This window comes from Bacillus sp. AK25 (genome assembly GCF_048270685.1).
Classification (GTDB): Bacteria; Bacillota; Bacilli; order Bacillales; family Bacillaceae; genus Bacillus; species Bacillus altitudinis.
This window is the reverse complement of the sequence record NZ_JBLUWC010000001.1, coordinates 2,788,328-2,814,230: the sequence shown is the minus strand read 5'-3', so window position 1 is coordinate 2,814,230 and position 25,903 is coordinate 2,788,328. Positions and strand designations below refer to the sequence as shown.

Annotated in this window: 30 protein-coding genes; 17 read left to right on the top strand and 13 right to left on the bottom strand. The window is 40.4% G+C overall.

Translation table 11 applies throughout. The annotated features are described in order from the left end of the window. The first annotated feature begins 103 nt into the window (after nt 1–103). On the top strand, nt 104–637 hold the full coding sequence (locus tag ACNO7B_RS14715; RefSeq protein ID WP_410684611.1) for an HD domain-containing protein: 534 nt from the start codon (nt 104–106) through the stop codon (nt 635–637). On the opposite strand, the gene ACNO7B_RS14710 is transcribed toward ACNO7B_RS14715, so the two are convergent. Further along, nucleotides 634–2,118 carry an esterase/lipase family protein gene (locus ACNO7B_RS14710; RefSeq protein WP_039956281.1) on the bottom strand — a complete coding sequence of 495 codons (1,485 nt, stop codon included), beginning with the start codon at nt 2,116–2,118 and terminating at the stop codon, nt 634–636. The genes ACNO7B_RS14715 and ACNO7B_RS14710 overlap by 4 nt on opposite strands. A 180-nt stretch (nt 2,119–2,298) precedes the next feature. Between ACNO7B_RS14710 and ACNO7B_RS14705 the strand changes: the two genes are divergently transcribed. The 9 genes from ACNO7B_RS14705 (at nt 2,299) to ACNO7B_RS14665 (ending at nt 8,680) form a co-directional block, all read left to right on the top strand. Then, nucleotides 2,299–2,535, top strand: coding sequence for a YuzF family protein (locus ACNO7B_RS14705; protein WP_003213721.1), 237 nt, complete (start codon nt 2,299–2,301; stop codon nt 2,533–2,535). Nucleotides 2,536–2,719: 184 nt separating this feature from the next. After that, the gene (locus tag ACNO7B_RS14700; RefSeq protein WP_008345881.1) at nt 2,720–3,823 is read left to right on the top strand and encodes an AI-2E family transporter; all 1,104 of its coding nucleotides are present in this window, start codon (nt 2,720–2,722) and stop codon (nt 3,821–3,823) included. A 68-nt stretch (nt 3,824–3,891) separates the two neighbouring features. Then, nucleotides 3,892–4,113, top strand: a complete 222-nt coding sequence (locus ACNO7B_RS14695; RefSeq protein ID WP_008345880.1) for a spore germination protein — start codon at nt 3,892–3,894, stop codon at nt 4,111–4,113. Between the two features lie 101 nt (nt 4,114–4,214). Then, nucleotides 4,215–4,436, top strand: a complete 222-nt coding sequence (locus ACNO7B_RS14690; protein WP_008345878.1) for a spore germination protein — start codon at nt 4,215–4,217, stop codon at nt 4,434–4,436. A 94-nt stretch (nt 4,437–4,530) separates the two neighbouring features. After that, complete coding sequence (locus tag ACNO7B_RS14685; RefSeq protein ID WP_058213656.1) at nt 4,531–4,779, top strand: YueH family protein; 249 nt, start codon at nt 4,531–4,533, stop codon at nt 4,777–4,779. 27 nt (nt 4,780–4,806) lie between these two features. Continuing rightward, nucleotides 4,807–5,214, top strand: a complete 408-nt coding sequence (locus ACNO7B_RS14680; RefSeq protein ID WP_007500468.1) for a YueI family protein — start codon at nt 4,807–4,809, stop codon at nt 5,212–5,214. 60 nt (nt 5,215–5,274) lie between these two features. After that, nucleotides 5,275–5,826, top strand: a complete 552-nt coding sequence (locus ACNO7B_RS14675; RefSeq protein WP_008345872.1) for a cysteine hydrolase family protein — start codon at nt 5,275–5,277, stop codon at nt 5,824–5,826. A gap of 17 nt (nt 5,827–5,843) precedes the next feature. Beyond that, complete coding sequence (locus ACNO7B_RS14670; protein ID WP_007500472.1) at nt 5,844–7,313, top strand: nicotinate phosphoribosyltransferase; 1,470 nt, start codon at nt 5,844–5,846, stop codon at nt 7,311–7,313. A 140-nt stretch (nt 7,314–7,453) separates the two neighbouring features. Further along, the gene (locus ACNO7B_RS14665) at nt 7,454–8,680 is read left to right on the top strand and encodes an EAL and HDOD domain-containing protein (protein WP_035701209.1); all 1,227 of its coding nucleotides are present in this window, start codon (nt 7,454–7,456) and stop codon (nt 8,678–8,680) included. 36 nt (nt 8,681–8,716) lie between these two features. Here ACNO7B_RS14665 and ACNO7B_RS14660 read toward each other — a convergent pair whose 3' ends face one another. Continuing rightward, nucleotides 8,717–9,070, bottom strand: a complete 354-nt coding sequence (locus ACNO7B_RS14660) for a hypothetical protein (RefSeq protein ID WP_019744042.1) — start codon at nt 9,068–9,070, stop codon at nt 8,717–8,719. Nucleotides 9,071–9,575: 505 nt separating this feature from the next. Between ACNO7B_RS14660 and degQ the strand changes: the two genes are divergently transcribed. The 6 genes from degQ (at nt 9,576) to ACNO7B_RS14630 (ending at nt 14,394) form a co-directional block, all read left to right on the top strand. Then, complete coding sequence (gene degQ / locus ACNO7B_RS14655) at nt 9,576–9,716, top strand: degradation enzyme regulation protein DegQ (protein WP_003213123.1); 141 nt, start codon at nt 9,576–9,578, stop codon at nt 9,714–9,716. Nucleotides 9,717–9,867: 151 nt separating this feature from the next. Further along, on the top strand, nt 9,868–10,791 hold the full coding sequence (locus ACNO7B_RS14650; protein WP_008345863.1) for a polyprenyl synthetase family protein: 924 nt from the start codon (nt 9,868–9,870) through the stop codon (nt 10,789–10,791). Beyond that, nucleotides 10,769–10,939, top strand: a complete 171-nt coding sequence (comX, locus tag ACNO7B_RS14645) for a competence pheromone ComX (protein ID WP_017358941.1) — start codon at nt 10,769–10,771, stop codon at nt 10,937–10,939. The genes ACNO7B_RS14650 and comX overlap by 23 nt, the downstream gene beginning before the upstream one ends. A 13-nt stretch (nt 10,940–10,952) precedes the next feature. Further along, nucleotides 10,953–13,259, top strand: a complete 2,307-nt coding sequence (locus tag ACNO7B_RS14640) for an ATP-binding protein (protein ID WP_017367961.1) — start codon at nt 10,953–10,955, stop codon at nt 13,257–13,259. A gap of 80 nt (nt 13,260–13,339) precedes the next feature. Next, nucleotides 13,340–13,981 carry a response regulator transcription factor gene (locus tag ACNO7B_RS14635; protein ID WP_007500477.1) on the top strand — a complete coding sequence of 214 codons (642 nt, stop codon included), beginning with the start codon at nt 13,340–13,342 and terminating at the stop codon, nt 13,979–13,981. A gap of 23 nt (nt 13,982–14,004) precedes the next feature. After that, nucleotides 14,005–14,394, top strand: a complete 390-nt coding sequence (locus ACNO7B_RS14630) for a hotdog fold thioesterase (RefSeq protein WP_008345855.1) — start codon at nt 14,005–14,007, stop codon at nt 14,392–14,394. 79 nt (nt 14,395–14,473) lie between these two features. On the opposite strand, the gene mnhG is transcribed toward ACNO7B_RS14630, so the two are convergent. The 7 genes from mnhG to ACNO7B_RS14595 are packed head-to-tail and all read right to left on the bottom strand — an operon-like array spanning nt 14,474 to nt 20,250. Then, complete coding sequence (gene mnhG, locus ACNO7B_RS14625; protein WP_035701201.1) at nt 14,474–14,848, bottom strand: monovalent cation/H(+) antiporter subunit G; 375 nt, start codon at nt 14,846–14,848, stop codon at nt 14,474–14,476. After that, nucleotides 14,832–15,113: a Na(+)/H(+) antiporter subunit F1 gene (locus tag ACNO7B_RS14620; protein WP_008345849.1), complete on the bottom strand. Its 282-nt coding sequence runs from the start codon at nt 15,111–15,113 to the stop codon at nt 14,832–14,834. Before ACNO7B_RS14620 ends, mnhG begins: the two co-directional genes overlap by 17 nt. Further along, the gene (locus tag ACNO7B_RS14615) at nt 15,113–15,592 is read right to left on the bottom strand and encodes a Na+/H+ antiporter subunit E (protein WP_008345848.1); all 480 of its coding nucleotides are present in this window, start codon (nt 15,590–15,592) and stop codon (nt 15,113–15,115) included. Before ACNO7B_RS14615 ends, ACNO7B_RS14620 begins: the two co-directional genes overlap by 1 nt. A gap of 6 nt (nt 15,593–15,598) precedes the next feature. After that, a complete protein-coding gene (locus ACNO7B_RS14610; RefSeq protein ID WP_019744043.1) occupies nt 15,599–17,077 on the bottom strand; it encodes a Na+/H+ antiporter subunit D in 1,479 nt (492 codons plus the stop codon). Beyond that, entirely contained in the window at nt 17,070–17,411 is a 342-nt protein-coding gene (locus ACNO7B_RS14605) for a Na(+)/H(+) antiporter subunit C (protein ID WP_003213576.1), read from the bottom strand. The genes ACNO7B_RS14610 and ACNO7B_RS14605 overlap by 8 nt, the downstream gene beginning before the upstream one ends. Then, nucleotides 17,411–17,842 carry a Na(+)/H(+) antiporter subunit B gene (locus tag ACNO7B_RS14600; RefSeq protein ID WP_410685513.1) on the bottom strand — a complete coding sequence of 144 codons (432 nt, stop codon included), beginning with the start codon at nt 17,840–17,842 and terminating at the stop codon, nt 17,411–17,413. Before ACNO7B_RS14600 ends, ACNO7B_RS14605 begins: the two co-directional genes overlap by 1 nt. Further along, nucleotides 17,839–20,250, bottom strand: coding sequence for a Na+/H+ antiporter subunit A (locus ACNO7B_RS14595; RefSeq protein ID WP_410685512.1), 2,412 nt, complete (start codon nt 20,248–20,250; stop codon nt 17,839–17,841). Before ACNO7B_RS14595 ends, ACNO7B_RS14600 begins: the two co-directional genes overlap by 4 nt. A gap of 219 nt (nt 20,251–20,469) precedes the next feature. Here ACNO7B_RS14595 and ACNO7B_RS14590 point away from each other — a divergent pair, with 219 nt between their 5' ends. Continuing rightward, entirely contained in the window at nt 20,470–20,679 is a 210-nt protein-coding gene (locus ACNO7B_RS14590; protein WP_019744044.1) for a hypothetical protein, read from the top strand. A gap of 76 nt (nt 20,680–20,755) precedes the next feature. Here ACNO7B_RS14590 and ACNO7B_RS14585 read toward each other — a convergent pair whose 3' ends face one another. The 4 genes from ACNO7B_RS14585 to ACNO7B_RS14570 all read right to left on the bottom strand — a co-directional run bounded on the left by ACNO7B_RS14585 (nt 20,756) and on the right by ACNO7B_RS14570 (nt 25,807). Further along, nucleotides 20,756–22,093 (bottom strand): 2-hydroxycarboxylate transporter family protein, encoded by a 1,338-nt coding sequence (locus ACNO7B_RS14585; RefSeq protein ID WP_017367956.1) that lies wholly within the window; start codon nt 22,091–22,093, stop codon nt 20,756–20,758. A gap of 179 nt (nt 22,094–22,272) precedes the next feature. Further along, nucleotides 22,273–23,232 (bottom strand): ABC transporter permease, encoded by a 960-nt coding sequence (locus tag ACNO7B_RS14580; protein ID WP_008345835.1) that lies wholly within the window; start codon nt 23,230–23,232, stop codon nt 22,273–22,275. Beyond that, nucleotides 23,233–24,279 carry an ABC transporter permease gene (locus ACNO7B_RS14575; protein ID WP_410685511.1) on the bottom strand — a complete coding sequence of 349 codons (1,047 nt, stop codon included), beginning with the start codon at nt 24,277–24,279 and terminating at the stop codon, nt 23,233–23,235. Further along, nucleotides 24,272–25,807, bottom strand: a complete 1,536-nt coding sequence (locus tag ACNO7B_RS14570; RefSeq protein WP_017358950.1) for an ABC transporter ATP-binding protein — start codon at nt 25,805–25,807, stop codon at nt 24,272–24,274. Before ACNO7B_RS14570 ends, ACNO7B_RS14575 begins: the two co-directional genes overlap by 8 nt. Nucleotides 25,808–25,903 lie beyond the last annotated feature (96 nt).

The following is a 25,903-nucleotide window of genomic DNA, read 5'->3' as shown; positions in this document are numbered from 1 at the left end:
GAGCATAAGCTAATTTTGAGACTCATCGGAAATATGACAGAACATTTGAGTTTCTTTTCAGAATATGTTAGGATGCTAAAAATATAGATAAGGAGGGGTTTCCATGAGAAAGGTTACATTAATGGATGTTTACACCCATCCAGTCGCTCAAAAATATTTAAATCGTTCAGGAAAAGCCCACGCCATTGCTTGTGCTTATCACGCATTCAAACTGGCGATGCAGGCGGGGATTAGCCCGGATCTTGCTGTGAAAGCAGCACTCTTGCATGACATCGGCCACTATGAATGGTATACAGCAGGCGGAGAATGGGATTACGAGACATATAGACGAAATGATATTCATGCCATTAAAGGGGCAGAGCGGGCACATAAACTGCTCATACGGCTCGGCGAGGAACCAAAAGCAGCCAAAGAGATTGCCCTTGCGATTTTGCTTCACACAGATTCATATTTGCCAGAGGGCGACCTGCATAAGGACACACTCCAGCAAATTGTGAAGAAAGCAGATGAAATGGACGAAGAGCCTGGTGGACACCATCATTACAGACAAATAGATGAATCACTTGCGCTCAAAAAAATTGCTGATTTGGATGAGAAGGTGCAGCAGGCGCTTCAGCCCATGAAACGCTCTGTTTAATATGGAATATCTCCATGAATCGTTCCGTGCTGATCCACATACAATGTGCGGATCACAGTACGGTTAAATGCCGACGTTCCTGACGCAGTGAGACCTGTGTAATGAACCGTGACGGAATAAGCACCTTCTTTTTTCAATTGAACGGCAGATGAAGAGCTCGTTTTCAGTGGATGATCCTTCTCGGCATCTTTAAAATAAGTGGTCTCTACAGTTTTGCTTAATCGTTTAATCAGCTTGCTCGAATGTGTCGATGCATCTCCTGATTTCGCTGCAGCGATTTTGATTTCTTCATTCAATGGTGAATCAAAGGATACAAGTAGCAAATAAGGATCCTTTTTTCCTGAATTTGATCGAATCGTCCATTTTCCTGGAACGGGTTTATTGATTTGCACATGGTGTGAATAGGCGCCTTCATATGGGAATGATGCTTCGGATGTCGTCAAATTGGTTAAGACATCTCCATTTGGCGCAACGATTTCCGGATTGGCTTCCTGTCTTTCATTTAACCACTGAATCGATAGGCCATTCGTTCCTTCCTCTACATAGAACGCTTCTGTTTTATCCTTTTCACTTTCTCCACCTTTCACATAAACATTTGTATTTAGCTCCGAAGAGACTGGTTCTTGCTCTTGTTCGTCTTCACTTTCAGCGCTTGCGGTACTTGCACGCAGCTGTGCCTGAAATACGGGGAACATGCTTGTGCCGTTTTTGATCGAAAAGTGATCCCACTTTCCTGTTAAAATATTGTTTGCATATGCTAGCTTTGTGCTGCTGACCGTCACAGCGCCATCGTTTGCACCAAAGCTTTTTAAATACATGCCGCCTAAATAAAGCACTCCGCCAAAGGTTCCCCAATCTGAACCAGAATAGGTTACATATTTATGAGGGAACGTCTCCAGCTGGTCGGTTTCACTTCGAAAAGCTGCCATCATCCCGGTTTGCAGAGAATAGAGCGCGTCGCTCTTTTGTCCAAGGATTTGCGCAAGCCAGCTTCCGCCTTTGCTATAGGCTAAATCCGCAAGCGGCGTCCCATAATGTGGAGAGCCAAGTGTGATGACTTTCTCTACATATGGATGAGCGTTGTAATACACGAGTGCAGCCTGCGTATCCACTCCACCTTTACTATGACCGATTATGATCAGTTTTCTGCCGAAAAATTCATAGATTTCTTTTAACTTTTCTGCTAATAGTTTTCCATTCTTTTTCATGTCCTGATCTGGATATAAATCTATGAACGCGCTTTCGTATCCGTTCAGAACAGCTTGTTTTGCCATATCGTTTCGATCAGACCATGTGGAGGAAGAACTGTTTATGCCATGAACAAAAACAAGTGGCGGTTTTGACAGGTCTTTTTGTACCGGTTCTTCTCCTTTAAACCACTTCCCTGGTGTACCAGGTGCATCTCCAATTGTGCCTGCGTGCGCATAACTTGCAGAGGATAGTAAGAGCATGACAGCAACGATACAGATTAATTTTTTCAAGATCATTCACCTCTTCAAATAATTTAAGATGTTGGCAGCACCAATCTATTATACTTCTAAAAATTGTAAAAAAATATGAAATGTAAAAATACGGTAATAATGTTGTAGGTTTGCTGAGTGACACTCACATGGGTCATTGCATACGCTGTGGGTAAATACACAAGTAAAGGGGCAGGTAGCATGGCACAACAAGGAAGTCCACAGCTTGTTTCATTAGTTGATCCATATGTTTATCAAACATTGCAGAAAGTAGTCGGTATGAGATTGATTGTTCAAACAGTGAAAGATACAGTACGTGGAAAGTTGAAGGAAGTGATGCCGGATCATATTGTGATTGAGGCGGGGGCAAAATCAGTGTTTTATGTGCGGATCCAGCAAATCGTGTCGGTGATGCCTGATCACAGTGAAAGAGTGTAGCAAGCAGACGCACAGGTGTCTGCTTTTTTCAATGCTTACAGAATGTATATCTGGAAAAAGTGCATGATATACCAATTGTTCTTTTTTTTTCAATAAATATGGTTCTAAAACAAGAAGCAGTTGACAGAAGGTGGGTTGAATAGTAGTTTTTTAATAAGGTCAATACGTAACAGGAGGAGCATCTTTGTTAAAATCTAAAGTTCATTTTTGGACATTCCAAATATTACTGGTTTTACTGATTGTGTATGTATCAACAAAAGTTTCATTTTTATTTCAGCCGATCATTTTATTTGCTTCAACGTTGTTTGTTCCTATTTTACTGGCAGGTATTCTCTTTTTCATCTTTAATCCGATTGTTCGATTTTTGTCGAAGAAGATACCTAGGACGCTCGCCATTCTGATTATTTATCTCCTATTCATCGGGCTTATCACGTTTGTTGTCAATGCTGCTGGACCTGTCATTGTCACGCAGGTGGGTGGACTTGTCAAAAGCTTCCCGGGGTATGTCACGGACATGCAGAAATTTATCAACGACTTCTCGCATTCTAAAACATTTACATGGATGATGAACCAAGATTATGTGTCTGTTTCGAAGTTTGAACAGTCGATCGTTTCGACATTAAAAGATTTACCGGAAAATATTGCTTCCAGTATGTCGGCGGTGTTTGGCGTGATTGCGAATATTGCCCTCGCTGTCATTACCGTTCCATTCATTTTATTTTACATGCTAAAAGACGGGCATAAGTTTCCGGACAAGCTCGTTCAATTTTTGCCAATGCCTTACCGTAAGGAAGGATTGAAGATTTTTAAAGAATTAAACGATACGCTTGCTGCTTACATACAAGGGCAAATCGTTGTTTGTTTATTTGTCGGAGTTGCTTGTTTTATCGGATACTTATTAATTGGTGTGAAATATGCGCTCATTCTCGGCATCATTATTGCGGTGACAAATGTCATTCCATATCTTGGGCCATATCTTGGTGCGGCGCCAGCTGTGCTCATTGCTTTTCTTGATTCGCCTGGAAAAGCGGTTGTGACTGTTATTGTCATTCTTGTTGTTCAGCAGATCGATGGAAACGTCATTTCTCCATTGATCATTGGAAAACGTCTCAACACACATCCGTTAACAATTATCTTGCTATTAATTGGGGCAGGAAGTTTTGGCGGAATCCTTGGCATGATTTTTGCCGTTCCTGTCTATGCGTTGCTGAAAGCCATCACACTCAATATTGTCAGATTGGTTCAGCTGCGTCAGCGCTCTCGAAAAGAACAGCATTTAAACGTTTAGGGCAGATGCACAACTTTTCCCTTTTTGCATAACATAACTCACATAAGCGAATAGGGAGGAGAAGGAAGATGCCTGCGATTGTTGGACCCATCCATATTGAGTCTTTAGGCGGAAACGGCTCGGCTACTTTTGGTGACGTTCTCGCCATTGCCCCTTTGGCTGTAGATCACTCGACCGGTGGAGCGGGAGCTTTTAATTCAGGTGATTATATGTCCCTGACAAGCGATCCGAATGCCACTATGCTTTGGGACTTTACACTGTTTGGCCAGCCTCAATCATTTAATGCATAAAAGACAGCTGATCATATGACATATCAGCTGTCTTTTTTATGTTGGATAGACACGTATTGTTCCGCTAGGCATATGATGAGGGTAGTAAAGGTGGTGGAAAGATGCCAGCAATTGTTGGACCCATTCATATTGACCGTGTCATAGGAAACGGTTCTGCACATTTCGGCGATGTGTTTGCTATTTCGCCAAAAAGTGTGGATCATTCCGCTGGTGGTTCAGGCACCTATAATGCAGGAGACTTTGTTCAATTCTTCAACAATCCGAACGTCACATTTGTTTGGGATTCAAACCTGATCAGCCAGCAAAAGAGCTTTAACGCATAGCCAGCTTTGAAAGGGTCTCCTTTTCAGAAGCTGTCTTTTTTTATGGTACAATGGATAGAAGAAGGAAGAAGAAAAAGGGGGGAAAACACATCAAATGAAAATAAGAAAAGCGCATCTGACAAGCGGGCAACCAACAACCTACAATGTATATTTACATGAAAATAAAAAAGAATATAAAACGCTTGTCGCTGTACCTGATATGGAATGGAGTATTTCTATCGCGTATGAAGACGAAAAAACGCATCTTGAGCAAGCACTAGAACAATCTTTAAACAAAAGAGTAGAAATAGACGAAGCCCGTGAACTTGCACAAAAAATTGTGCACTGGGTCACAGAAATGTAAATTCAGAAACCAGGAGTGAACACAGCAATGAAAGAAGAATCCGTAGACTTTTATTTGCAGCAAGGGATATTTGGACATGCTGAAACAAAACCAGATGAACGAAGAATGTTTCTCGGCTCATTAAGAGAACGTGCTCTTCTCGCTCTGACAAAAGGGCAAGTATCGAGACATAAATCGTATCAAGAGGTAGAGCAAGTATTGAAGGCAAACCGAGAGGCCACTGTTCTTTTAAATGGTGAATTATCATATGCTTCTTATTCTCCATATGTCAAAATGGCAAATGCCGCTGGTTGTTCTTTTAAAGTGGTCAACCATCACGAGTCACATTCACCTTTTGGGCTTGTGATAGAGGTGCCGCATGCGATCAATCAAGAGCACATCTATATAGAAGATGAGCTTTTTCAAAAAGCTTTTTCTCGTGAATCTGTTGAATAGGTTTCCCTAGTGAAATGAATAAGCTATAATGATTCAAAAGAGCATATGGGAGAGATGCGGATGGGCAAAGCATTGATTTGTATTGATTATACAGTTGATTTTGTTGCAGACGATGGAAAACTGACGTGCGGAAAGCCTGGACAGGCGATTGAGTCGAAGATCACAGAGATCACTTCTTCATTTATTGATGAAGGACACTTTGTTGTTTTTGCCGTCGATCATCATGAAGAGCAAGATCCATATCATCCAGAGACAAAGTTATTTCCGCCCCATAATATTCGCGGGACAGAAGGAATTGAACTTTACGGAAAACTAAGTTCACTATTTCACACGTCAACACATTTAAATCATGTCTATTATATGGAAAAAACAAGATACTCTGCTTTTGCAGGCACTCAATTAGAAATGAAACTGCGCGAGCGTGGCATCACTGAACTTCACCTAGCCGGAGTGTGTACCGATATTTGTGTACTTCATACAGCTGTTGATGCGTACAATAAAGGCTTTGAACTTGTGATTCATGAGAATGCCGTAGCGAGTTTTAATGAAGCGGGGCACGAGTGGGCACTTTCTCACTTTGAGCATACGCTTGGTGCGAAAGTGGTTAAGTAAGGGAAGGAGAATGGAAGTTGGAGCATCGGTTTATTGACGACAGTTTATCACTACATACAGATCTTTATCAAATTAACATGGCAGAAACGTATTGGAGAGACGGCATTCATGAGAAGAAGGCAGTCTTTGAACTCTTCTTTAGAAAGCTTCCATTTGACAACGGCTTCGCTGTATTTGCTGGTTTAGAGAAAGCGATTGAATATTTATCGGACTTCTCCTTCACCGAGAGCGACCTTGCATATTTAAAAGATGAACTCGGTTATAAAAGCGATTTCATTGAATACTTAAGCGGATTGTCATTTACAGGGACACTTCATTCAATGAGAGAAGGAGAAATTGTCTTTGCGAATGAACCTATTATGCGCATCGAGGCAACACTTGTTGAAGCGCAGCTAATTGAAACGGCACTGCTCAACATCGTGAACTTCCAGACGCTAATTGCAACAAAGGCGGCTCGTATTAAAGGAATCATTGAAGATGAGACAGCATTAGAATTCGGAACAAGACGTGCGCATGAAATGGATGCAGCCATGTGGGGAGCAAGAGCAGCACTGATCGGCGGATTTCAGGCAACAAGTAATGTCCGTGCAGGGAAACGCTTCAATATTCCCGTATCAGGCACACATGCCCATGCACTTGTACAAGCATATCGCGACGAATATACTGCATTTAGAAAATATGCCGAAACACATACAGACTGTGTCTTTTTAGTGGATACATATGATACGGTCAGATCAGGCATTCCAAATGCGATTAAGGTAGCGAAAGAATTCGGAGACAAAATCAACTTTATTGGAGTCAGACTTGATAGCGGAGACCTTGCCTACTTGTCTAAAAAGGCGAGAACGATGCTGGATGAAGCTGGATTCCATGACGCCAAAGTCATTGCATCAAGCGATCTTGATGAACACACCATTATGAACTTAAAAGCACAAGGTGCAAAAATTGATGTATGGGGTGTTGGAACGAAACTGATTACCGCGTTCGATCAGCCAGCTCTTGGTGCTGTATATAAGCTTGTATCGATTGAAGAAAACGGTCAGATGAATGACACGATCAAAATTTCTTCTAACCCAGAGAAAGTGACAACACCAGGCCGTAAACGAGTGTATCGCATTATCAATCAATTGAATCATCACTCTGAGGGAGACTACATTGCCCTTGAAGAAGAAGATGTTCAAAGTGAAGATAAGCTGAAAATGTTCCATCCAGTTCATACATTTATCAGCAAATTTGTGACAAATTTTGTGGCAAAGGACCTTCATGTCCCAATTTTTGAACAAGGGAAGCTGGTGTATGATAATCCAGATATCCAAACGATTCAAGCATATGTGCAGGACAGTCTCGGACTCTTCTGGGAGGAATACAAACGAATCAGCAAACCAGAAGAGTACCCAGTCGATTTGAGTCAAAAATGCTGGGATAATAAGATGCAGTTTATCCATGATGTGAAAAATAAAATCAAAAAAGAGCTTTATGAAAGCTGATTACCCCGGGAAAGGAGATCATCAAGCCAGATGGTCTCTTTTTTTTCATGTTGGACGATTCAAAATGAACCTTATGGGCAATCATTTGGTATACTGAAGGCACATCTTGTTTGTCATTGCATAAAGGAGGAATGGAGCAGTTGAGGGTGTTTGTTGCAAGGCAGCCTATTTTTAACAGAAAAGAACAAGTCGTATCATACGAGCTGCTTTATAGAGATAGTGAAACCAATACATATAGCGCTGAAGATGGTGATCAAGCGACAACGGACCTCATTATCAATAGTTTTTTAAACATTGGCATCGAAACACTGACAGAAGGAAAACGATGCTACATCAATTTCACCGAAAGCTTGCTTTCGTCTGATCTGCTCACTTATTTTGATCCACATCAGCTTGTGATCGAAATATTAGAAAATGTACCGATTACCCCGGCACTTATTATGAGATGTAAGCAATTAAAAAAGTGGGGATACACGATTGCGCTCGATGATTTCTTTCTCAGCGGAACACATTTTCATGACAAGTTACTCGATGAACTCCTCTATTGCATTGATATTTTAAAAATTGATTTTCTGAAAACAACATGTGAAGAACGAAGAGACATTTTACATACATATAAAAAGTATCGACTTCGATTCCTTGCTGAAAAGGTAGAAACGCGAAAAGAATATGAAGAAGCGTTAGAAGCTGGCTTCCATTTGTTTCAAGGATATTTCTTTAGTGAGCCGCACGTCATTTCGGGACGAGCCTTATCGACTAGCTTCCACGCATACCATCAGCTATTGAATGAGCTGAGCAAGGAGCAGCCGAATATTCAGACCGTGACGCACTTTATAGAAAGTGATCTTTCCCTTTCATATCAATTATTAAAAATGCTGAATTCTGGCGGCATGAGACGTCTTTATCAAATCAAGAGTATTCGTCAGGCGATTATCCTGCTTGGATTTAATGAAATACGGCGATGGATCTTTATCCTTTCATTTAAAGAACTGAATGTCCAAGCCAACTCAAGCCAAAAGGAAATCATCAAAATGTCGTTCATTCGTGCCAAAACGTGTGAACTCATTGCTAGTCGGACTGAACGAGAGCATCCCGCTTCTTATATGCTAACAGGTATGTTTTCACTCATTGATACGCTTGTCAGGGCGGACATTACTGAACTTGTGAAAGAACTGCCTCTTTCGGATGAAGTAGGTGAGGCACTGCTTGGCTATGAAAATGACTATTTCCTTGTGTTAGACGTTGCCAAACGTATTGAACGAAATGAATGGGATGATGAGATGTTAGGTGGAAGTCTCCCTAAGCAGGAAGCCTACGGCTGTTATATAGAAGCCATTGAATGGTGTCATAAAATGTTTGAATCTTAAGAAAAGCCGCTCCCACTAGAGCGGCCTTTTTCTTTGTTATCCCCACTGTAAAAGTAGAAAAAGCCTACTGGAAGAGAGGGATAAGTAGATGCGGATGCCTTCTGGACTAAAGCGGATATCGATATTGCTTTTCACCCCAATCTGCTTCAGCATTCGAATCACACTTGCGGTGTCAGCACGTTCAGCAGCTTCCATGATTCGCTGTCCAAACGAAAGCGAACCGGAAATCTGCTGTGTAATGAGGGATGCATCAGCCACGAGACGGGTTGATTCCTTTGCAGCCTTTTGAAACGCATGAGCATCTACTGGAGGAAAAGTCATAGGTGTTCGCGGGTATGCGTTCCCCATTGCGGGAACCTGCAAAGGCGGATAAGGAACATAGTAAAACACATGGTCACCTCTTCTCTCATTGAAGTGAATTTGGACGGATATCTGTTCTAAATGTATGAAGAAAATCCGAATAAAGAATCAAAATGATCTTTCTACCTTTGCATATTCATCATAAAAATAGGTACTTTTGCGGTCAATTTCGGTGAATGTCGCCAAAAAATTGCGGTGTCTACAGTAGAGCCTGTCGTCTGACCTATAACATGAAAAACCGAGGAAACAGGGGGGATCGTATGTTCTGTATCGTGAGAATTGTGACGAATGATGCCTGTTCATGTCGCAAAAATGACGTATTTCCTTTGAAATTGAGATAAAAGTATCATTTGAAAAGTCTGAAAATGATGAAAAAAGACCTATTGAATTTTGCGGTATCACGCACACGTTTTGTGCATACTTTTCGGTGAAAAAATACTCAATAGCATTTACACTGTTAGTAACAGATCAAATACTTATGACCCAATCAACATACACAAATACATTGATCTTCCAAAAAAGGAGAGTGGAATCGATGGAAAAGTATGAAATCGAAGAACTTAAACAACTATTATGGAAACTTGAAAACGAAATTAGAGAAACAACGGCTTCTCTTCATAACATTAACAAAAGCATTGATCAATACGACAAATATGAATATGTGAAAATTTCGTAAAGACTTGATAACCATCAAGTCTTTTTTTTATCCAAATACATACAAAAAAAGGATATATTATTATATAATTGTTAAATAGTGATGTCAGTGGACATTTGCTTATTTCTTTTTAGTAAAATAAGAGGCGAGAGGGTGAGGATCAAGATCGAGTATGCTAAACTATCTAGAGAATACAAAAATCAAGCAGAAAATGTCTGATTTTATTCAACATGCAGTCAGGCAAAATGATTTACAAAAGCTGCTTCTCGAATTTACAGATATAAAGAATGAATTTCCTTTTGGGCAATTGGCTTACCAACATTATGAGGCATTTGGCGGACAAGACAAGCAAGCGATTACAAAACTGGCAGCAGGGATTGAACTTCTCATCTTATCTGCCGATATATTAGATGATATTGAAGATCAGGATAATGATTCGTATCCTTGGATGAAATGTCAGAGCGGAATTGCGATTAATGCGGCGAATGTTCTCTTTGCATTGAGTTTTGATGTGTTTTCAAAGCTTGATCATGGAGCGAAGCTTTTAAACAATGTATATTCTTATTCCATTCAGTCAATGCAAGGGCAGCATATAGATATGACACTGGAGCCAGAGAATGAGCAGGATTGTTTAAATATCATGAAGTTAAAAGCAGGGTCACTGTTTGTATTACCTTGTGTGTTAGGTGTTGTTTTGGCAACAGGTTCTTTTGAAAAGAAGGTAGAAGAATATGCTTATTACCTAGGAATGGCGGAACAGCTTGAAAATGACTATCTAGGTCTTTTTAATAAAGATAATATTGACTTTAAAAGAATGCAAACATTACCGCTAGTTTACTTGAAAAATGAATTTAATCCATCTAGTTCAGACTTGCTCAGTTATTTTCAATCAAAGGATAAGAGTGCCGGCTCTGAAGAATTAAAGGATAAATTAAAAAAATCTGGTGCTCAACAATATGTATTTATTATGAGAAACCTTCTCAGAAATAAGTTTAAAGAAGCATTCAAGAAACTACATTTAGAGGCTTCAAAAAAGAAAAAACTGATACTTTTTTTAAATGGAGATGGAGAAGATGAAAATTCAGGAATTGGTTAGTTATTTAGTGGAGAATCCTTCAACATTAAATCAAATTGCTAATGGGAACGCATCATTGCTTCACGTTGATCAAGAAACTGCAAGTATTATTGTTGACGGATTCCAGAAAGAAGACGTTATTAAAGCAATCATATGGGCAACTGCTTGAGTAGATAAATATTATGAGAAAGTTTTACTCTAAGTTAACAGTTATATTAGTTATCCTTAGCTTCATCTATGTGATTTACATCTCTTATATCAACGTATTTAATATTTTTGTTGGAGCAGCTGTTAAGGAAAATAGTCAGGGTCAACTTGAGGTAGTGGATGTCGATAATTTTACAGATAGCTATCTAGCTGGAGTTAGGAAAGGCGATATCATACTTGAAGTGAATGGGAATAAAAAACCAGTTGAAGAAGTTAAAAGAGGTTTTTTAGCTAATGTTAAAAGTTTAGTCGTTGATAGACATGGTGATAAAATTGATTTAGAGAATGTAAGGTTATTGAGTCAAGCGAATCTGTTTATTTATCTAATACCAGTCATTCTTTATTCCATCTGTCTATTTTGTATATTTATGATTTTAAAAATGAATAAAGCAAACCAAAAAGAGTCAGCTTATATTTTAGCTTTATTTCTTTTGGCGGTGTCTATAGGTTATGTAAGTTCTGGTGGTTCTGGAAAAGGTGAGGCTATCAGTCGTATTCTTGTAATCGTTACAATGAATATTGTACCTCCACTATATATGCACTTTATGTATCAATATTTAAAAGAATTAGGAACAGAAATTATTCGTCGTCGAGTTCTTTTTTATTTGTATCTAGTTCCAGTGACTAACGTTTTATTAGTTTTATTCTATAAAAATAAAGCAGGACCAGTAGATCTATTAGCATATGTCAATTTACTTTCATTTTTTGTTCTGGCTTTCCTTTCGATTATTATCACTATAAGGGCTGCTAAAAAATTGAAAGACAATGAAGTCAGCAATGTACTTCGAGCATTTGCACTCATTTTAATCTCAGCATTCAGTCCATTCATGCTATTTTTTATCATTCCTTATTTTTTTGGTATATATTTTATTTCACCGTATGTTGTTGCATCGTTTGTTCTTTTAATTCCTTTTTTCTTAGTCTATCAATTTATGTCAAATAAGCTATATAATGTTGATTTCTTTATGGGAAGGATTAAATACTACGGTTTTTTAGCAATTACACCAACAATACTTGTGGTTGTTCTTTTTGATTTTATTCAAAAGCCAAATGCAAATTTCTATACAGTGAAATTTACAATTATCACGTACATTCTTATGCTTACCGTCTTCTACTTTAAAGAAATTATCGATTTCCGTTTTCGATTGAAGCGGTTTTCAGAGAAGCATAATTATCAGGATAGTGTATTTAAATTTACACAGCTTATTCGTGAGGCGTCATCACTTCATCAAGTATTGTATCATTTAAAATACACCATCTTAGAAGTACTTGTTGTGAACAAAGCCTTTGTGCTTGAAGTGAAGGCAGATGGACAAATTGTTGAAATTGATGAATCAATAGAAGAAAGCCAGCTATGGAAAGAGTATGTGGATCAATTTCAAGATATTTTAGGTGAAGTTGGTAAAATCATCGGGCTTGATAAAGGGTTTATGATGAAAATTGGTGAGCGGGGCGGTCACTCGTTTGTGATTTGCTGTTTATCTAATTTACGGACACCTAAGCTGACCCGCGATGAAATTTCATGGCTGAAAACATTGGCATTTTACACAAGTGTCAGTTTAGAAAATGTCGTCAAGATTGAAGAATTGATGGAGCATCTTGAGGATTTGAAACAGCGGGAAGCCAATCCCGCCTGGCTGAAGAAAGTCATGTTCGCCATGGAAGAAAAGCAGCGCTCAGATTTAGCGAGGGATCTTCATGATTCTGTGCTGCAGGATTTGATTTCACTGAAGAGACAGTCCGAGATGTTCTTAACCAATTTCCAAAACAACCAATGCCCAACATCTATTGAAAATTCGCTGATCTCTTGGAATGAACAAATGTCTAAGGTGATTCAAACCACGAGAGAAACATGTCATGAACTTCGGCCGCAGCTCCTCTATGATTTGGGGTTAGTGAAGGCAATTTCGAAGCTGACTTCGCAAATTCAAGAGGAAGCGCCATTTCATATTAGGCTGAATACAACCCGCTTTGATAAAGAATTGGACATTGATATTGACTCACAGCTGAATATTTACCGGATTGTGCAGGAGCTGTTATCCAATGCGTTGAAGCATTCTAAGGCCAGCCAAGTCTTAGTGATGCTCATTTGTATTAAAGATCAAGTTGTTCTCCATTATGAGGACGATGGAGTCGGATTTGATGCAAGCCAGCTTGATCAGCACACGATGAGCATGGGTCTTTCTGGCATAAGGGAACGAGTCAAAGCTCTAAATGGAAAGCTTCAAATTCACACAGCACCTGAAAAAGGGCTCAAGGTGAAAATTGAAATGGAATTGTAACGATTTCTTAAGGAATAAGACTTGGCATCTGCCAAGTCTTTTATATAAAATGGAAGTGAGTGATTTAAAGGGAGGAAGACATGAAGAAGATATTGGTCATTGATGATCATCCGGCTGTCATGGAAGGGACAAAAAGCATATTAGAATCAGATCAGCAGCTATCAGTCGATTGTTTAAGTCCTGATGCAGAAGGCGCCTTTTTAAAGACGCATGACTTTTCCATCTATGATGTGATCTTGATGGATTTAAATCTCGGGGATATCAATGGAATGGACATTGCCAAACAAATTCTAGAAACGAATCAACAAGTGAAAATTATCATTTATACAGGATATGAAGTAGATGATTATTTCGAAGAGGCCATTCGAGCTGGATTGCATGGTGCAATAAGTAAAACAGAGACAAAAGACAAAATTATTGAATACATACACCGCACATTGCAAGGAGAAGTTGTCATTCAGCTATCCTATTTAAAGAAATTAATTTCACAGCAGCAAGAGAAGCCAGAACAGGCGCAGCAGACGGATCATGAGCTGTTAACAGAGCGTGAATGTTTAATCTTAAGAGAAGTGGAAAAAGGGTACACAAACCAAGAGATCGCCGATGTGCTTCATTTGAGCAAACGCTCGATTGAATACAGTTTGACCTCCATCTTTAATAAGCTGAATGTTGGATCTCGAACAGAAGCGGTGTTAATTGCAAAATCGGAAAGTGTGCTGTAAACGTGTGAAGGGAGAGGGCCTTGATGGATGTGAGTGGTTCAAATACACTGCTTGAGGCACTGGGGATTGAGATTGTGGAATGCAATACGTCACGATGCGTGGCGACAATGCCAGTCGATCACCGAACAAAACAGCCATTTGGATTACTGCACGGAGGAGCATCAGCTGCTCTAGCAGAAACAGTGGCAAGCATGGGTGCTGCTGCTCATTTGGACTTAACTCAGCAGGTTTGTTCAGGTATTGAAATCAATGCCAATCATTTAAAATCTGTACGTGATGGAGTGGTGACAGCTACAGCTGTTCCTGTACATGTAGGACGGCGTACAATGGTATTCCAAATCGATATAAAAGATGATCGAGACCGTCATATCTGTACGTCAAGATGTACACTCGCTGTCATTGATCGCATATAAAAAAGCTCCCGGTGCAGCGGAAGCTTTTTTTAATACCCTTTTAGTAAAGTGAACAAGACCTGAATGTCAGGTTCTTCATTTATAAATAAGAGTCTTCTTTTCGTTTAATGACAAAGTTACGGAAACCGCCATAATCATCTTGGACACTTCGTTTGTCCATTTTCACACCAGTGTTGTAAGCGGCTCTTCCGATCAAATGAGCGCCGACTGGTGCGGTCAGAAAGATAAAGACAATCCCAAGCAGGATTTTCGCAGAGATGATCCCTGCAAGAAACCATTCATGAAAGAATACACCAACTAAAATGAGAACAACACCAAGTGTCGATGCTTTTGATGCAGCATGCATACGTGTGTAAACATCCGGTAGGCGAAGGACACCAATGGCTGAGACCAGACAAAGAATGGCGCCAAGCAGAATAAAGAAAATCACGATCGCTTTAGCGATGACGATCATTTTCAATCACTTCCCCTTTCTCAAGGAATTTGGAAAAAGCGACAGTGCCGATAAAGGCAAGAATACCGAGCAGTAAAATAATTTCAAAGAACGTAGTGGTTTTCAGTAAGATAGACACGATGGCTGTCATCCCAATTAAGTTGATTCCTATCGCATCAAGCGCACTAACGCGATCAGGAATAGAAGGTCCTTTGATAACCCGTATCACAAAAAGCAAAGTAGACAGCGCAAGAATCCCAAGTGACATTTGCAAGATCAGTTCCATTACTTACCGCTCACCTCCTGAATCGCTTTTTCAAATGATACCCGAATATCGTGGATGGCTTTTTCAGCATCTTCAATATCCATCGCATGAATATATAAAATCGAACGATCATCCGAAATATCAATGACCAGTGTACCAGGTGTTAATGTAATCATATTAGCCAGTATGGTGATTTCCCAATCTGTTTTTAAATCTGTACGAAAGGCGAAAATACCAGGCTTGATCTTAAGCTTTGGAGATAACACCGTCTTGAGTACACTCAAATTGGCAAGAAGCAGCTCTCTGATAAAAATGATGACGAGCTTGAAAATTGCATAAAGGGCATAGCCGTAAAAACGTTGCGGGAAGAATCGCCGTAGCATAAAAATGGCGATCATCCCTAGTGCAAAGCCTGATACAAAGTCTGCAGCTCTGTATGTATCATTCATAAACATCCATGTAAAGGCGAGGAGAGCGTTTAATAATATTTGAAAGGCCATGTTCATCTACTCCTTCAGCACAGCTTGAATATATTTTTCTGGTGTTGAAAGCATTTCCGCAGCTTGATTGATATAAGGTGCAATGAATTCTGTGCCTAATCCAATCGCAAGCGATAAGATAACAAGCAGTACCCCAGGATACACCATTCCTCTAATGGATGGCTTTCTTCTTCGCATATCCTGTTCCTCTCCCCAAAACGCGAGCATGAAAATTCTCATAACAGAATAAAGGACAAGAAGACTGGACAGTAAAACAAGGATAGAGAACGTCATGTACCCAGCAGAAAACCCACCTTCAACAATTTTCAGCTTGCCAACAAATCCACTTAGCGGAGGAATACCCGCAAGTGATAAAGCCGATATGAAGAACATCCAGCCGAGTAGAGGCTGGGATTGAATCAGCCCACCCATTTTTTTCAGATGATTGGTTCCAGCATACACAAACAGTGCCCCTGCGAGCATAAATAGAGCTCCTTTGATCACCATATCGTGAATGAGGTAATAAATGGCGCCTTGAAGTGATGCCGGTGTATTGGCCGCAATCCCAAACAAAATGACACCAACAGCTGTGACAATGTTATAAATCACAATTTTTTGCACATCAGAATAGGCGATAGAGCCAATGACACCGAATATAACCGTTAGAGCGGCAAGCCAGGCCATAATTGTATGTGTAAAACCTGTATCATGTATAAAGATGAGCGTAAAGACTCTGGCAATCGCATATAGCCCGACCTTTGTCAGCAGTGCACCAAACAAAGCTGAAATCGCTGCCGGCGGTGCATGATAAGACCCTGGCAACCAGAAATAAAGCGGGAAGACCCCAGCTTTTAAGCCAAATACAATCAGGAACAGAATGGCAATCACGGTGATTAACCCTGTTTGCCCAGATTCAGCTATTTTCACACTTAAATCAGCCATGTTCAGTGTGCCTGTGACTGCATATAAACACGCTACGCCAACAATAAATAATGCCGATGAGATAATATTAAACACAATGTATTTCAGTGATTCACGAAGCTGAGGCTTTGAACCACCCAGAACAATGAGCATATAAGATGCCATCAGCAACAATTCAAAGAAGACAAACAGGTTGAAAATATCTCCCGTTAAAAAGGCACCACTGACGCCAGCTAACAAGAATTGGACACCAGAATAATAGAACAGCCTCTCTCTTTCTTTCCCAATCGTTTGAAAGGAAAAAAGAACTGTGACAAGTCCAACAATGGAAGCGGTCAGCACAAGAAGCGCAGCAAACTGATCAGCCACAAGGGCAATGCCAAACGGTGCTTTCCAGCCGCCCAAATAAAGAGTTTGTATGCCGTTTGTGAAAATCGTTTGGACCAAATAGACATTACAGATAATGGCTAAAAGAGATGCAAACACACTAAAGCCTCTCGACAGCATGGTGTTTTTATTCATAAAAATTAATAATGTAGCAGCTAGTAATGGAATTAATATAGGCAGGATCACGAGATTATTCATGCTGATCATTTCCTCTCATTTGATCCATGTCATCTGTTCTCAGCTCTTGGAAGGCACGGAAGGCCATCACGAGCAAAAAGGATGTTACACCAAAAGCAATGACAATGGCTGTTAAAATTAATGCTTGTGGCAATGGATCTACATAGGATGTGAGCCCCTCTTTCAAAATAGGAGGTGCTCCCTTTTTTAAGCCGCCCATTGTTAATAGAAGCAAATGGACGCCGTGACTTAAAACGGCAGTACCGACGATGACCCGTAGAAGGCTTTTTGAAAGCATTAAATAGGTCGCTGCCATAAAAATAATTCCGACGATAATAGACATTAGAAATTCCATTATTCCTTCTCTCCAATCGTTTGAATAATGGTCATGGTGACACCAACAACAACTAAATACACACCGATATCAAACAGGACCGCTGTCGCCAATTCTGTTTTCCCTAGAAACGGCAGTTGGAAATAACCAAATGCATGGGATAGGAAAGGTGCTCCGAACAGAAAAGACCCCATACCTGTTAGGATGGCAATGAGCAAACCGACACCAGCCACATAAATAAAGTCAAATGGTAAAATGCGTCTCACTGTTTTAAGGTCATAGGCTAAAAGCAGAAGGACGACAGCGCCAGCACTCATCAAACCGCCAATGAATCCTCCGCCAGGATTGTTATGTCCTGCAAGGAATAGGTGAAGTGAGAAAAGAAAGATGATGAATGCTGTAATTTTTGTTGTGACTTGTAAGAGCATATCATTCGTATCAATCTTTCTCATCGCCGTACGCCTCTCTTCCGTTTTCCTTGTGTTTTTACTTTTAATAATCCATAAATACCAAGTGCCGCAATAGCCAGCACTGTAATCTCAAAGAGTGTATCAAAGCCCCTGAAATCGACAAGAATGACATTGACAATATTGTCTCCGCCAGCTAGTTTGTAGCTGTTTTCAATGAAGTACGTTGAAATCGTGTCAAGAGACTGCTGGCTTGTTGAAGCGAAAGCAAGACAGGTGACAACGACTCCAACACCTAATGAGATGATCAAATTTGTTAATTTAAATCTTCGTGTTTTTTGCTTCAGGCTCAGCTTTGGCAAATGATAGAAGCAAAGTAAAAACAGTGCGACTGAAATGGTTTCAATAATGAGCTGTGTCAGCGCAAGGTCAGGTGCTCTGAAAATCACGAAGAATAGTGACAGCGTGTAGCCCATAACACCTAGCGCAATAATAGCTGTTAAGCGTGAACGAGCAAATACAGTCGTGACTGTCGCTGCGACCATCACAAGTGAAAGGATGACTTCGTACGTGCCGATTGATGCAGCATGCTCAGTTTGAAAAGAGAAGGCTTGCTTGTAGAACATCACGCTGCCAAGCACGATAATCATAAACCCAAATACATAGACAAGATAGTCACGAAGGAATCCTGTCATATAACTGTTTGTTAGGCGGTAAGCCCCTTTTTCTACACCTATAAGCGAACGATCATATAAAGCGTTAAATGACCATTTTTCTTTAAATATGTTGTACATTGGGCGCCATTTTGACAGCGTTAAATAGCCAATGGTACCGAGCGCAACTACACCAATTGTCATGTAAAGCTCTGGCTTGAATCCATGCCACGCTTCAATTTTTACGGCAAAGCGGCTTCCTGTTTGAATGGCCTCAGGAATGATAGCTTGCATGGCAGGTTCAATGACTGAATAGGCCAGAATATTAGGGAAAAAGAAGAACGTGACCACAAGTGCAGCTAAAATAATTGGCGGGATCAGCATACCAATTGGTGCTTCATGCGGTTTTTTCTCCAATTGATCGACATTCAGACGACCTCTAAATGTTTTGAAGACGATCATCATACTATAGATGAACGTAAACACACTAGCGAGCCATGCGATAGCAGGGAAGATAGCCCCCCATGTTGACACATCCGTAAAGCTGATCTCAGAAATCCGGATCATACTTGTAAAAAATAGCTCTTTACTTAAAAATCCATTAAAAGGCGGGAGTCCAGCCATCGAGAATGTACCAATTAACGTAATTGTAAAGGTAATTGGCATGATGGTCATTAATCCACCTAATTTGCGAATATCACGTGTACCTGTTTCGTGATCGATAATCCCTGCTGCCATAAAGAGACTACCTTTAAAGGTCGCGTGGTTAATGAGATGAAAAATAGCAGCAAGAACGGCTGCGCCAAAAAAGGCAGGGTTGTTTTCATGAATGGCAGCTGCGCCTACTCCTAGCATGAGCATAATCATCCCGAGTTGACTCACTGTCGAGAAGGCCAGAATGGCTTTCAAATCATTTTGCCGAACGGCGTGGAAAGATCCCCAGAATAGTGTGATAAGTCCGACAATCGAAATGGTCCAAAACCACACCTCTGATATAGCAAAAATCGGACTAAAGCGGGCAACCAGATAAATACCGGCTTTGACCATAGTAGCAGAATGCAGATAACTGCTTACAGGGGTTGGTGCTTCCATAGCATCAGGCAGCCAAATATAAAATGGGAACTGCGCTGATTTCGTGAAGGCCCCTAGTAAAATGAGCACCATCGCAGGGATGAAATAAGGTGATGCCATAATGAGCTGAAGCTGATTGACTGCTTCGCGAATACTGAATGAATCAGTGATCAGGTAAATGAGGATGAAGCCGCCAAGCATAGCTAATCCGCCAAACACCGTAATAAGCAGTGATTTGGTTGCTCCGTAACGAGAACGCTCACGCTTATACCAATACCCAATTAAGAGGAAGGAAGAGATACTTGTTAGCTCCCAGAACAAATAAAGTACGACCATGTTGTCAGAGAGGACAACACCGAGCATAGCGGTCATAAACATTAATAAATACGTATAGAAAGAGCCAAGCTGTTCTTTTTCCTTTGATAAGTAGAAAATACTGTACAGTACCACAAGTGCACCAATACCTGTGATGAGTAAAGCAAATAACAGGCTGAGACCATCTACATACACAGTGAAATTCATCCCTAGAGAGGGAATCCATTCAGCTTGTGAGAACAACGTTCGTCCATTCGAGGTGATCTGGAGCATTTGGATGAAATAGGTAAATAAAAGAATAGGCAAGATGAGAACAAACCATCCTGTATGTATACGCCTTACGTATTTAAAGAGAAAAGGGACGACAAAGGCAAGTAAAAAAGGTGATAGGATGGCGAAGTGAATAAGCTGCAAGAAAATGAACCTCCTTTGATCAATATAAATTCACGTTCTAAAGAACTGGTAACTAAAATTATAGCGTAAATACAGACATAGTGCATTGGTTTGAACTGATTTACGGCAAATCGAAATTGTTTTGAGTTCTTTTGACCACAAAAAATATTTTATCAAAAATGAAACTCGTTGTATATTGTTTTGTTTTTCGTACATGCTTTTCTTAAAGGAGCTGATCAAATGAAACGAAAGATCGCCATCAGCTTAAGCATATTCTGCACGATTTTAGGAGGAGCATTCTTGATTGAACGAAATGATCAAAAAAGGTGGCAGGCCGGGAGTGAATGGCCGCTATTTTCTGAACAACTCCTCCATATGACCTATCCGCAGGCGAAACAGTATCCTTTTCAGCCACGGGAGTATATACGAATTGTATTAGCTGATGAATGAGGATGTATGGGAGAAAAGAAATATAAAAAAAGCATGTCCTTTTTTTTCGTAAGGGACATGCTTTTTGTTTCTTTTTTTAAGTAAACATTCTAAGTAAGATTGTTGCGCAAATAACGGTTGCTGCTCCGCCAAGACGTGTAGAGACTTGAGCGAAAGGCATAAGGCCCATTCTTCCAGAAGCTGAAAGAATCGCAACGTCACCAGTACCGCCTAATCCACTGTGACAGCCAGTCACAATTGCAGATTCAACTGGATACATGTTCATGAATTTACCAACAAAGTAACCAGAACCAACCATGCCTAGAACAACAGCAATACATACACATACGAAAGGAATCGAAATAACAGTGGCCACATCATCAAGTGGAATGTATAGAATTCCTAAACCAACCATTAGAGGCCATGTAAAGCTTTTCGATACAAACTTGTAGAACTGCTGTGAGCCGTTTTGCAAATGCTGAGGCATCACGTTTAAGTATTTGATTAATGCAGCAAGAACAATCATTAAGATTGGACCTGGAATATGAACAAAACTTTCTAATAAGCCGCCAAAGATAAAGGTTGTACAAGCAACAAGTACACCTGCACCCATTAAGCTGAAGTCAACTTTAGTATCCATGTCAGGCTGTTCGAAGATTTCATTTGCTTCTTTTGATTTAACAAGTCTTCCGTTCCCGTTTAGTTCAGGGCGTTTTTCACCAAGCTTTTTCATTGCGCCAGCACAAATGATGGCAATGACGTTCCCAATGACAGCAGCCGGAATCAATTGAGAAATTAATGACTCTGCTGATACACCAAGAATTTGTGAATAAGCAATCGATAATGGCAATATCCCTTCACCGACACCACCGGCAATAATCGGTACAATGATAAAGAAGAACGAATGATGCGGTGTGTAACCAACTAGAAGACCCACTAGAATTCCAGCAGCTACAGCTGTAATTGTACCTGCAACAAGAGGAACAAACATACGAATAAGGCCTTGTACTAAAACAGTTCGTTGCATCCCAAGAATACTACCTACTACAAGAGCAGATATATAGAAGTATAGGAAGTTCGACGTTTTCATCAGAGACGTAACCGCTTCCAACGAGTTTGGATTCAGAACATGAAAAAAGACCAGGAACGATGGTACGAATAAAGAAAGAATCGCCGGTCCACCAATATCTTTTAAGATTGGAATACGTTGTCCTACATCTCCTAGGAAAATCCCTAAAATCATAATAACAGCGAAACCACCAAGCATATTTGCTGGAATTTTATTAAAATAAGCGGCAGTTAAAATAATCGCTGCAAGTACTATATACACAGGTAGATCAATAACACCAATTTTCCAAGAAAGAATTTTCCGGAAAACGCTTTTATTATTGTCAGAATCGTTTGTAATCGATTTCAATTGTTGTGTATTAGCCACATAAACACCCCCAAATGCTATTTGTCTCAATTGTAGAAGATTCTGTGACACTCATCTATTTATTAAACTAAATTAAGTGTAATAAAAGTAAAATAAACGGGGGTTTTGTCGTTTTTATCATACAAAAATCCCCTGAAGATAGTTTGTCCTTCAGGGGATTGATCATACATGGTATTTATTTATCGTTTTCCTTTTAAATAAGGAGTACCAAGTGCTTTTGGTGCGTCTGCTCGTCCAATGAAGCCAGTAAGAGCTAGGATCGTCAGCACATATGGTGCAATGAGCATGTACACGTTCGGGATATCTTGAAATAGCGGAAGCAGAGAGCCAATGATGCTTAAGCTTTGTGCAAATCCAAAGAATAAAGCAGCGCCCATAGCGCCAAATGGGTGCCATTTCCCGAAAACAAGGGCGGCTAACGCAATGAAGCCTTGTCCTGTAATGGTGGCGTGTGAAAAGTCAAGAGCGATGGTCGATGCATACACAGCTCCGCCAAGACCGCCAAAAAGACCACTAATGAAGACGCCGATATAGCGCATCCGGTATACCTTGATTCCCATTGTATCAGCTGCCATTGGATGCTCTCCGACTGCACGAAGTCGCAAGCCAAACGGCATTTTAAATAAAACAAACCAAGCGACAACGGCAAGAACTAATGCGAGAATGGACGTATAATACACATCTTTAAAGAAAATATCACCAATGATCGGAATATCACTTAAAAGGGGAATATCTCCTTTATAGAAAGGTTCTGTAATTTTATCCGTTTGTGCTTTGCCATAAATCAGTTTGACAACAAAAAGCGTAGCACCAAGGGCAAGCATGTTAATCGCAACACCACTGACCGTTTGATCTGCTCTGAACGTAATCGTGGCAACAGCGTGAATGAGTGAGAACACGCCGCCAATGGCCATACCAACAAGTAGACCGAGCCACGGGGTCAAGGCCCCAAACGTATCAGCAAACATTAAGTTAAAAATAATACTAGAAAATGCTCCGACGACCATCAAACCTTCAAGACCGATATTGACGACACCTGATCTTTCTGAAAAGACGCCTCCAAGAGCGGTTAAAATAAGTGGTGCAGCATAAACGAGTGTAGCAGGGACGATGATTTCAAGAATTTGCAGAAATCCCACTTATTTTCCCCCCTTTTTCTTCAATTGTTGAATGACAAGACGGATGATATAGCTTGAGGCAACGAAAAGAATAATGATCGCAATCACAATATCAACGACCTCAGTCGGTACGCCAGATTCAAGCGGCATGTTTAAAGCCCCGACTTTCAATCCACCAAGCAATAATGCAGCTAAGACGACACCAATAGCTGTGTTTCCGCCTAATAAGGCAACAGCGATTCCGTCAAAACCAACGCCAGTGAAGGCATCTTTTATTGATGCATATTCAAAGGTTCCGAGCCCTTCCATCGCACCTGCAAGACCTGCAAAGGCACCAGAAATGAGCATGGAATATATAATGTTTTTTCTCACATTCATTCCAGCATATTGGGATGCGTGCTGATTCATACCAACAGCACGCAATTCAAACCCTTTAGAGGTTTTTTGGATAATAATCCACATAATAACGGCAGATAGGACAGCTACAATGATTCCGTTATGCATGCTTGAAAAATCAGTGATTTTTTCAAAAAAATCAGAGTGTAATGAGGCAGTGGAATTGATATTATCTGTTTTATCTTTATGATCTGTAAGAACATTTGTAATAATAAAATTAGTCACATGAAGTGCAATGTAATTCATCATAATAGTGACAATCACTTCATGAACATAAAAACGCGCTTTTAAAAACCCAGGAATAAAGCCCCATAATGCACCAGCAGCTGCTGCAGTGATCAGTGCAAGAGGCAGGTGGATATACGCAGGTGCATGGACGGTTGTTCCTATCCATACAGATGCAATCCAGCCAATGAGAAGTTGACCTTCTACTCCGATATTAAAGAGGCCTGTCCGAAATGCAAAGGCAACAGCAAGTCCTGATAAAATATAAGGCGTGACTTGTCGGATGGTTTCTCCCATATAATACGTTTCACCGAATACGCCATTCCAAAGGGCGCTATAACCTTCGATGACACTATAACCGCTTGCCACCATAATGATGGCCCCAACGAAAAGACCAAGTACAATGGCGATAAGCGGAATCAGCAGATTTGTTAAGCGATTAGACATTTGCTTCTTTCCCCACTTCCTGTTGCGTACTTCCAGCCATTAACAGACCAAGTTCTTGCTCTGTTGTTTCTTTTGGATCAACAATGGCAATAATGCTGCCTTCGAAAATAACGGCAATCTTATCACTGACATTGATAATTTCATCAAGCTCAAAGGAGATGAGCAGAACGGCTTTGCCTGCATCCCTTTGTTCAATCAGACGCTTATGAACAAACTCAATGGCTCCGACGTCAAGTCCGCGTGTCGGCTGTGCGGCAATTAATAAATCAGGATTTCGGTCCACTTCACGGCCAATAATGGCTTTTTGCTGGTTACCACCTGATAGCGCACGTGCTTCTGTATATTCACTAGGTGTCCGTACGTCGTATTCAGCAATGATTTGTTTTGCTTTTTGATAAATATTTTTCATATTCATCAAGCCAAACTTCGAATATGGACGCTGATAATACGTTTGTAAGGAAATATTTTCTCCAATTGAAAAATCAAGGACAAGTCCGTGCTTATGACGGTCTTGAGGAATATGTCCGATACCAGATTCTGTGACTTTACGAGGCGGGAGATTTTGAATGGCTTTCCCGTTTAGCATGATCGTGCCAGATTCGGATTTTTTCAGACCTGTAATGGCTTCAATTAATTCAGATTGACCATTTCCGTCTACACCCGCAATTCCGACAATCTCACCGGCTTTCACTGATAAATTGAGTTGTTTCACAGCTTCAATTCCTCGCGTATCTTTGACAGTGAGATCTTGAATTTGCAAGACTTCTTCAGCAGGGGAGGCTGCTTTTTTGTCTGTTTTAAATGAGACTTCGCGGCCGACCATTAAACTGGCAAGCTCGTCTTTGTTTGTGTGTTCCACATCAAGTGTACGAATACCTTGCCCTTTTCGGATAATGGTCACGCGATGACAGGCATCCATAATTTCTTTTAACTTGTGGGTAATTAAAATAATCGATTTGCCTTCATTGATTAAGTTTTTCATAATTTGTATGAGTTCTTTTATTTCTTGAGGTGTTAAGACGGCTGTTGGTTCGTCGAAGATCAAGATGTCAGCGCCGCGGTATAGTGTTTTTAAGATTTCTGCTCGCTGCTGCATACCGACTGAGATGTCAGATACTTTAGCGGCAGGGTCTATTTTCAGTCCATAACGGTCAGAAAGTTCCTGCACTTGCTGAATGGCTTGTTCTTTGTCAATCTTTCCAAATTTCTTTGGCTCTTTTCCTAAAATGATGTTTTCAGCCACAGTAAATGTATCAACTAGCATAAAATGCTGATGGACCATTCCAATGCCTAAATCACTTGCATCATTTGGGCTTGAGATTGTAACCGGTTTTCCGTGTACCTTAATTTCACCTTTTTCAGGCTGATACAGTCCGAAAAGCACGTTCATGAGCGTTGATTTTCCAGCGCCGTTTTCACCAAGCAGCGCATGAATTTCGCCCTTTTTTAGCTGCAGCGTAATGTTATCATTTGCTACAATGCCAGGGAATTCTTTGCGTATATTCAACATTTCAATGACATAATCCACAGGTTTAACCGCTCCTTTTTTAGGGTGCTGATGAAGATAAAAACTAGCAAAAGAAAAGCTGCAAAACAAGGCTGCAGCTTTTCTTTTACCACCTTT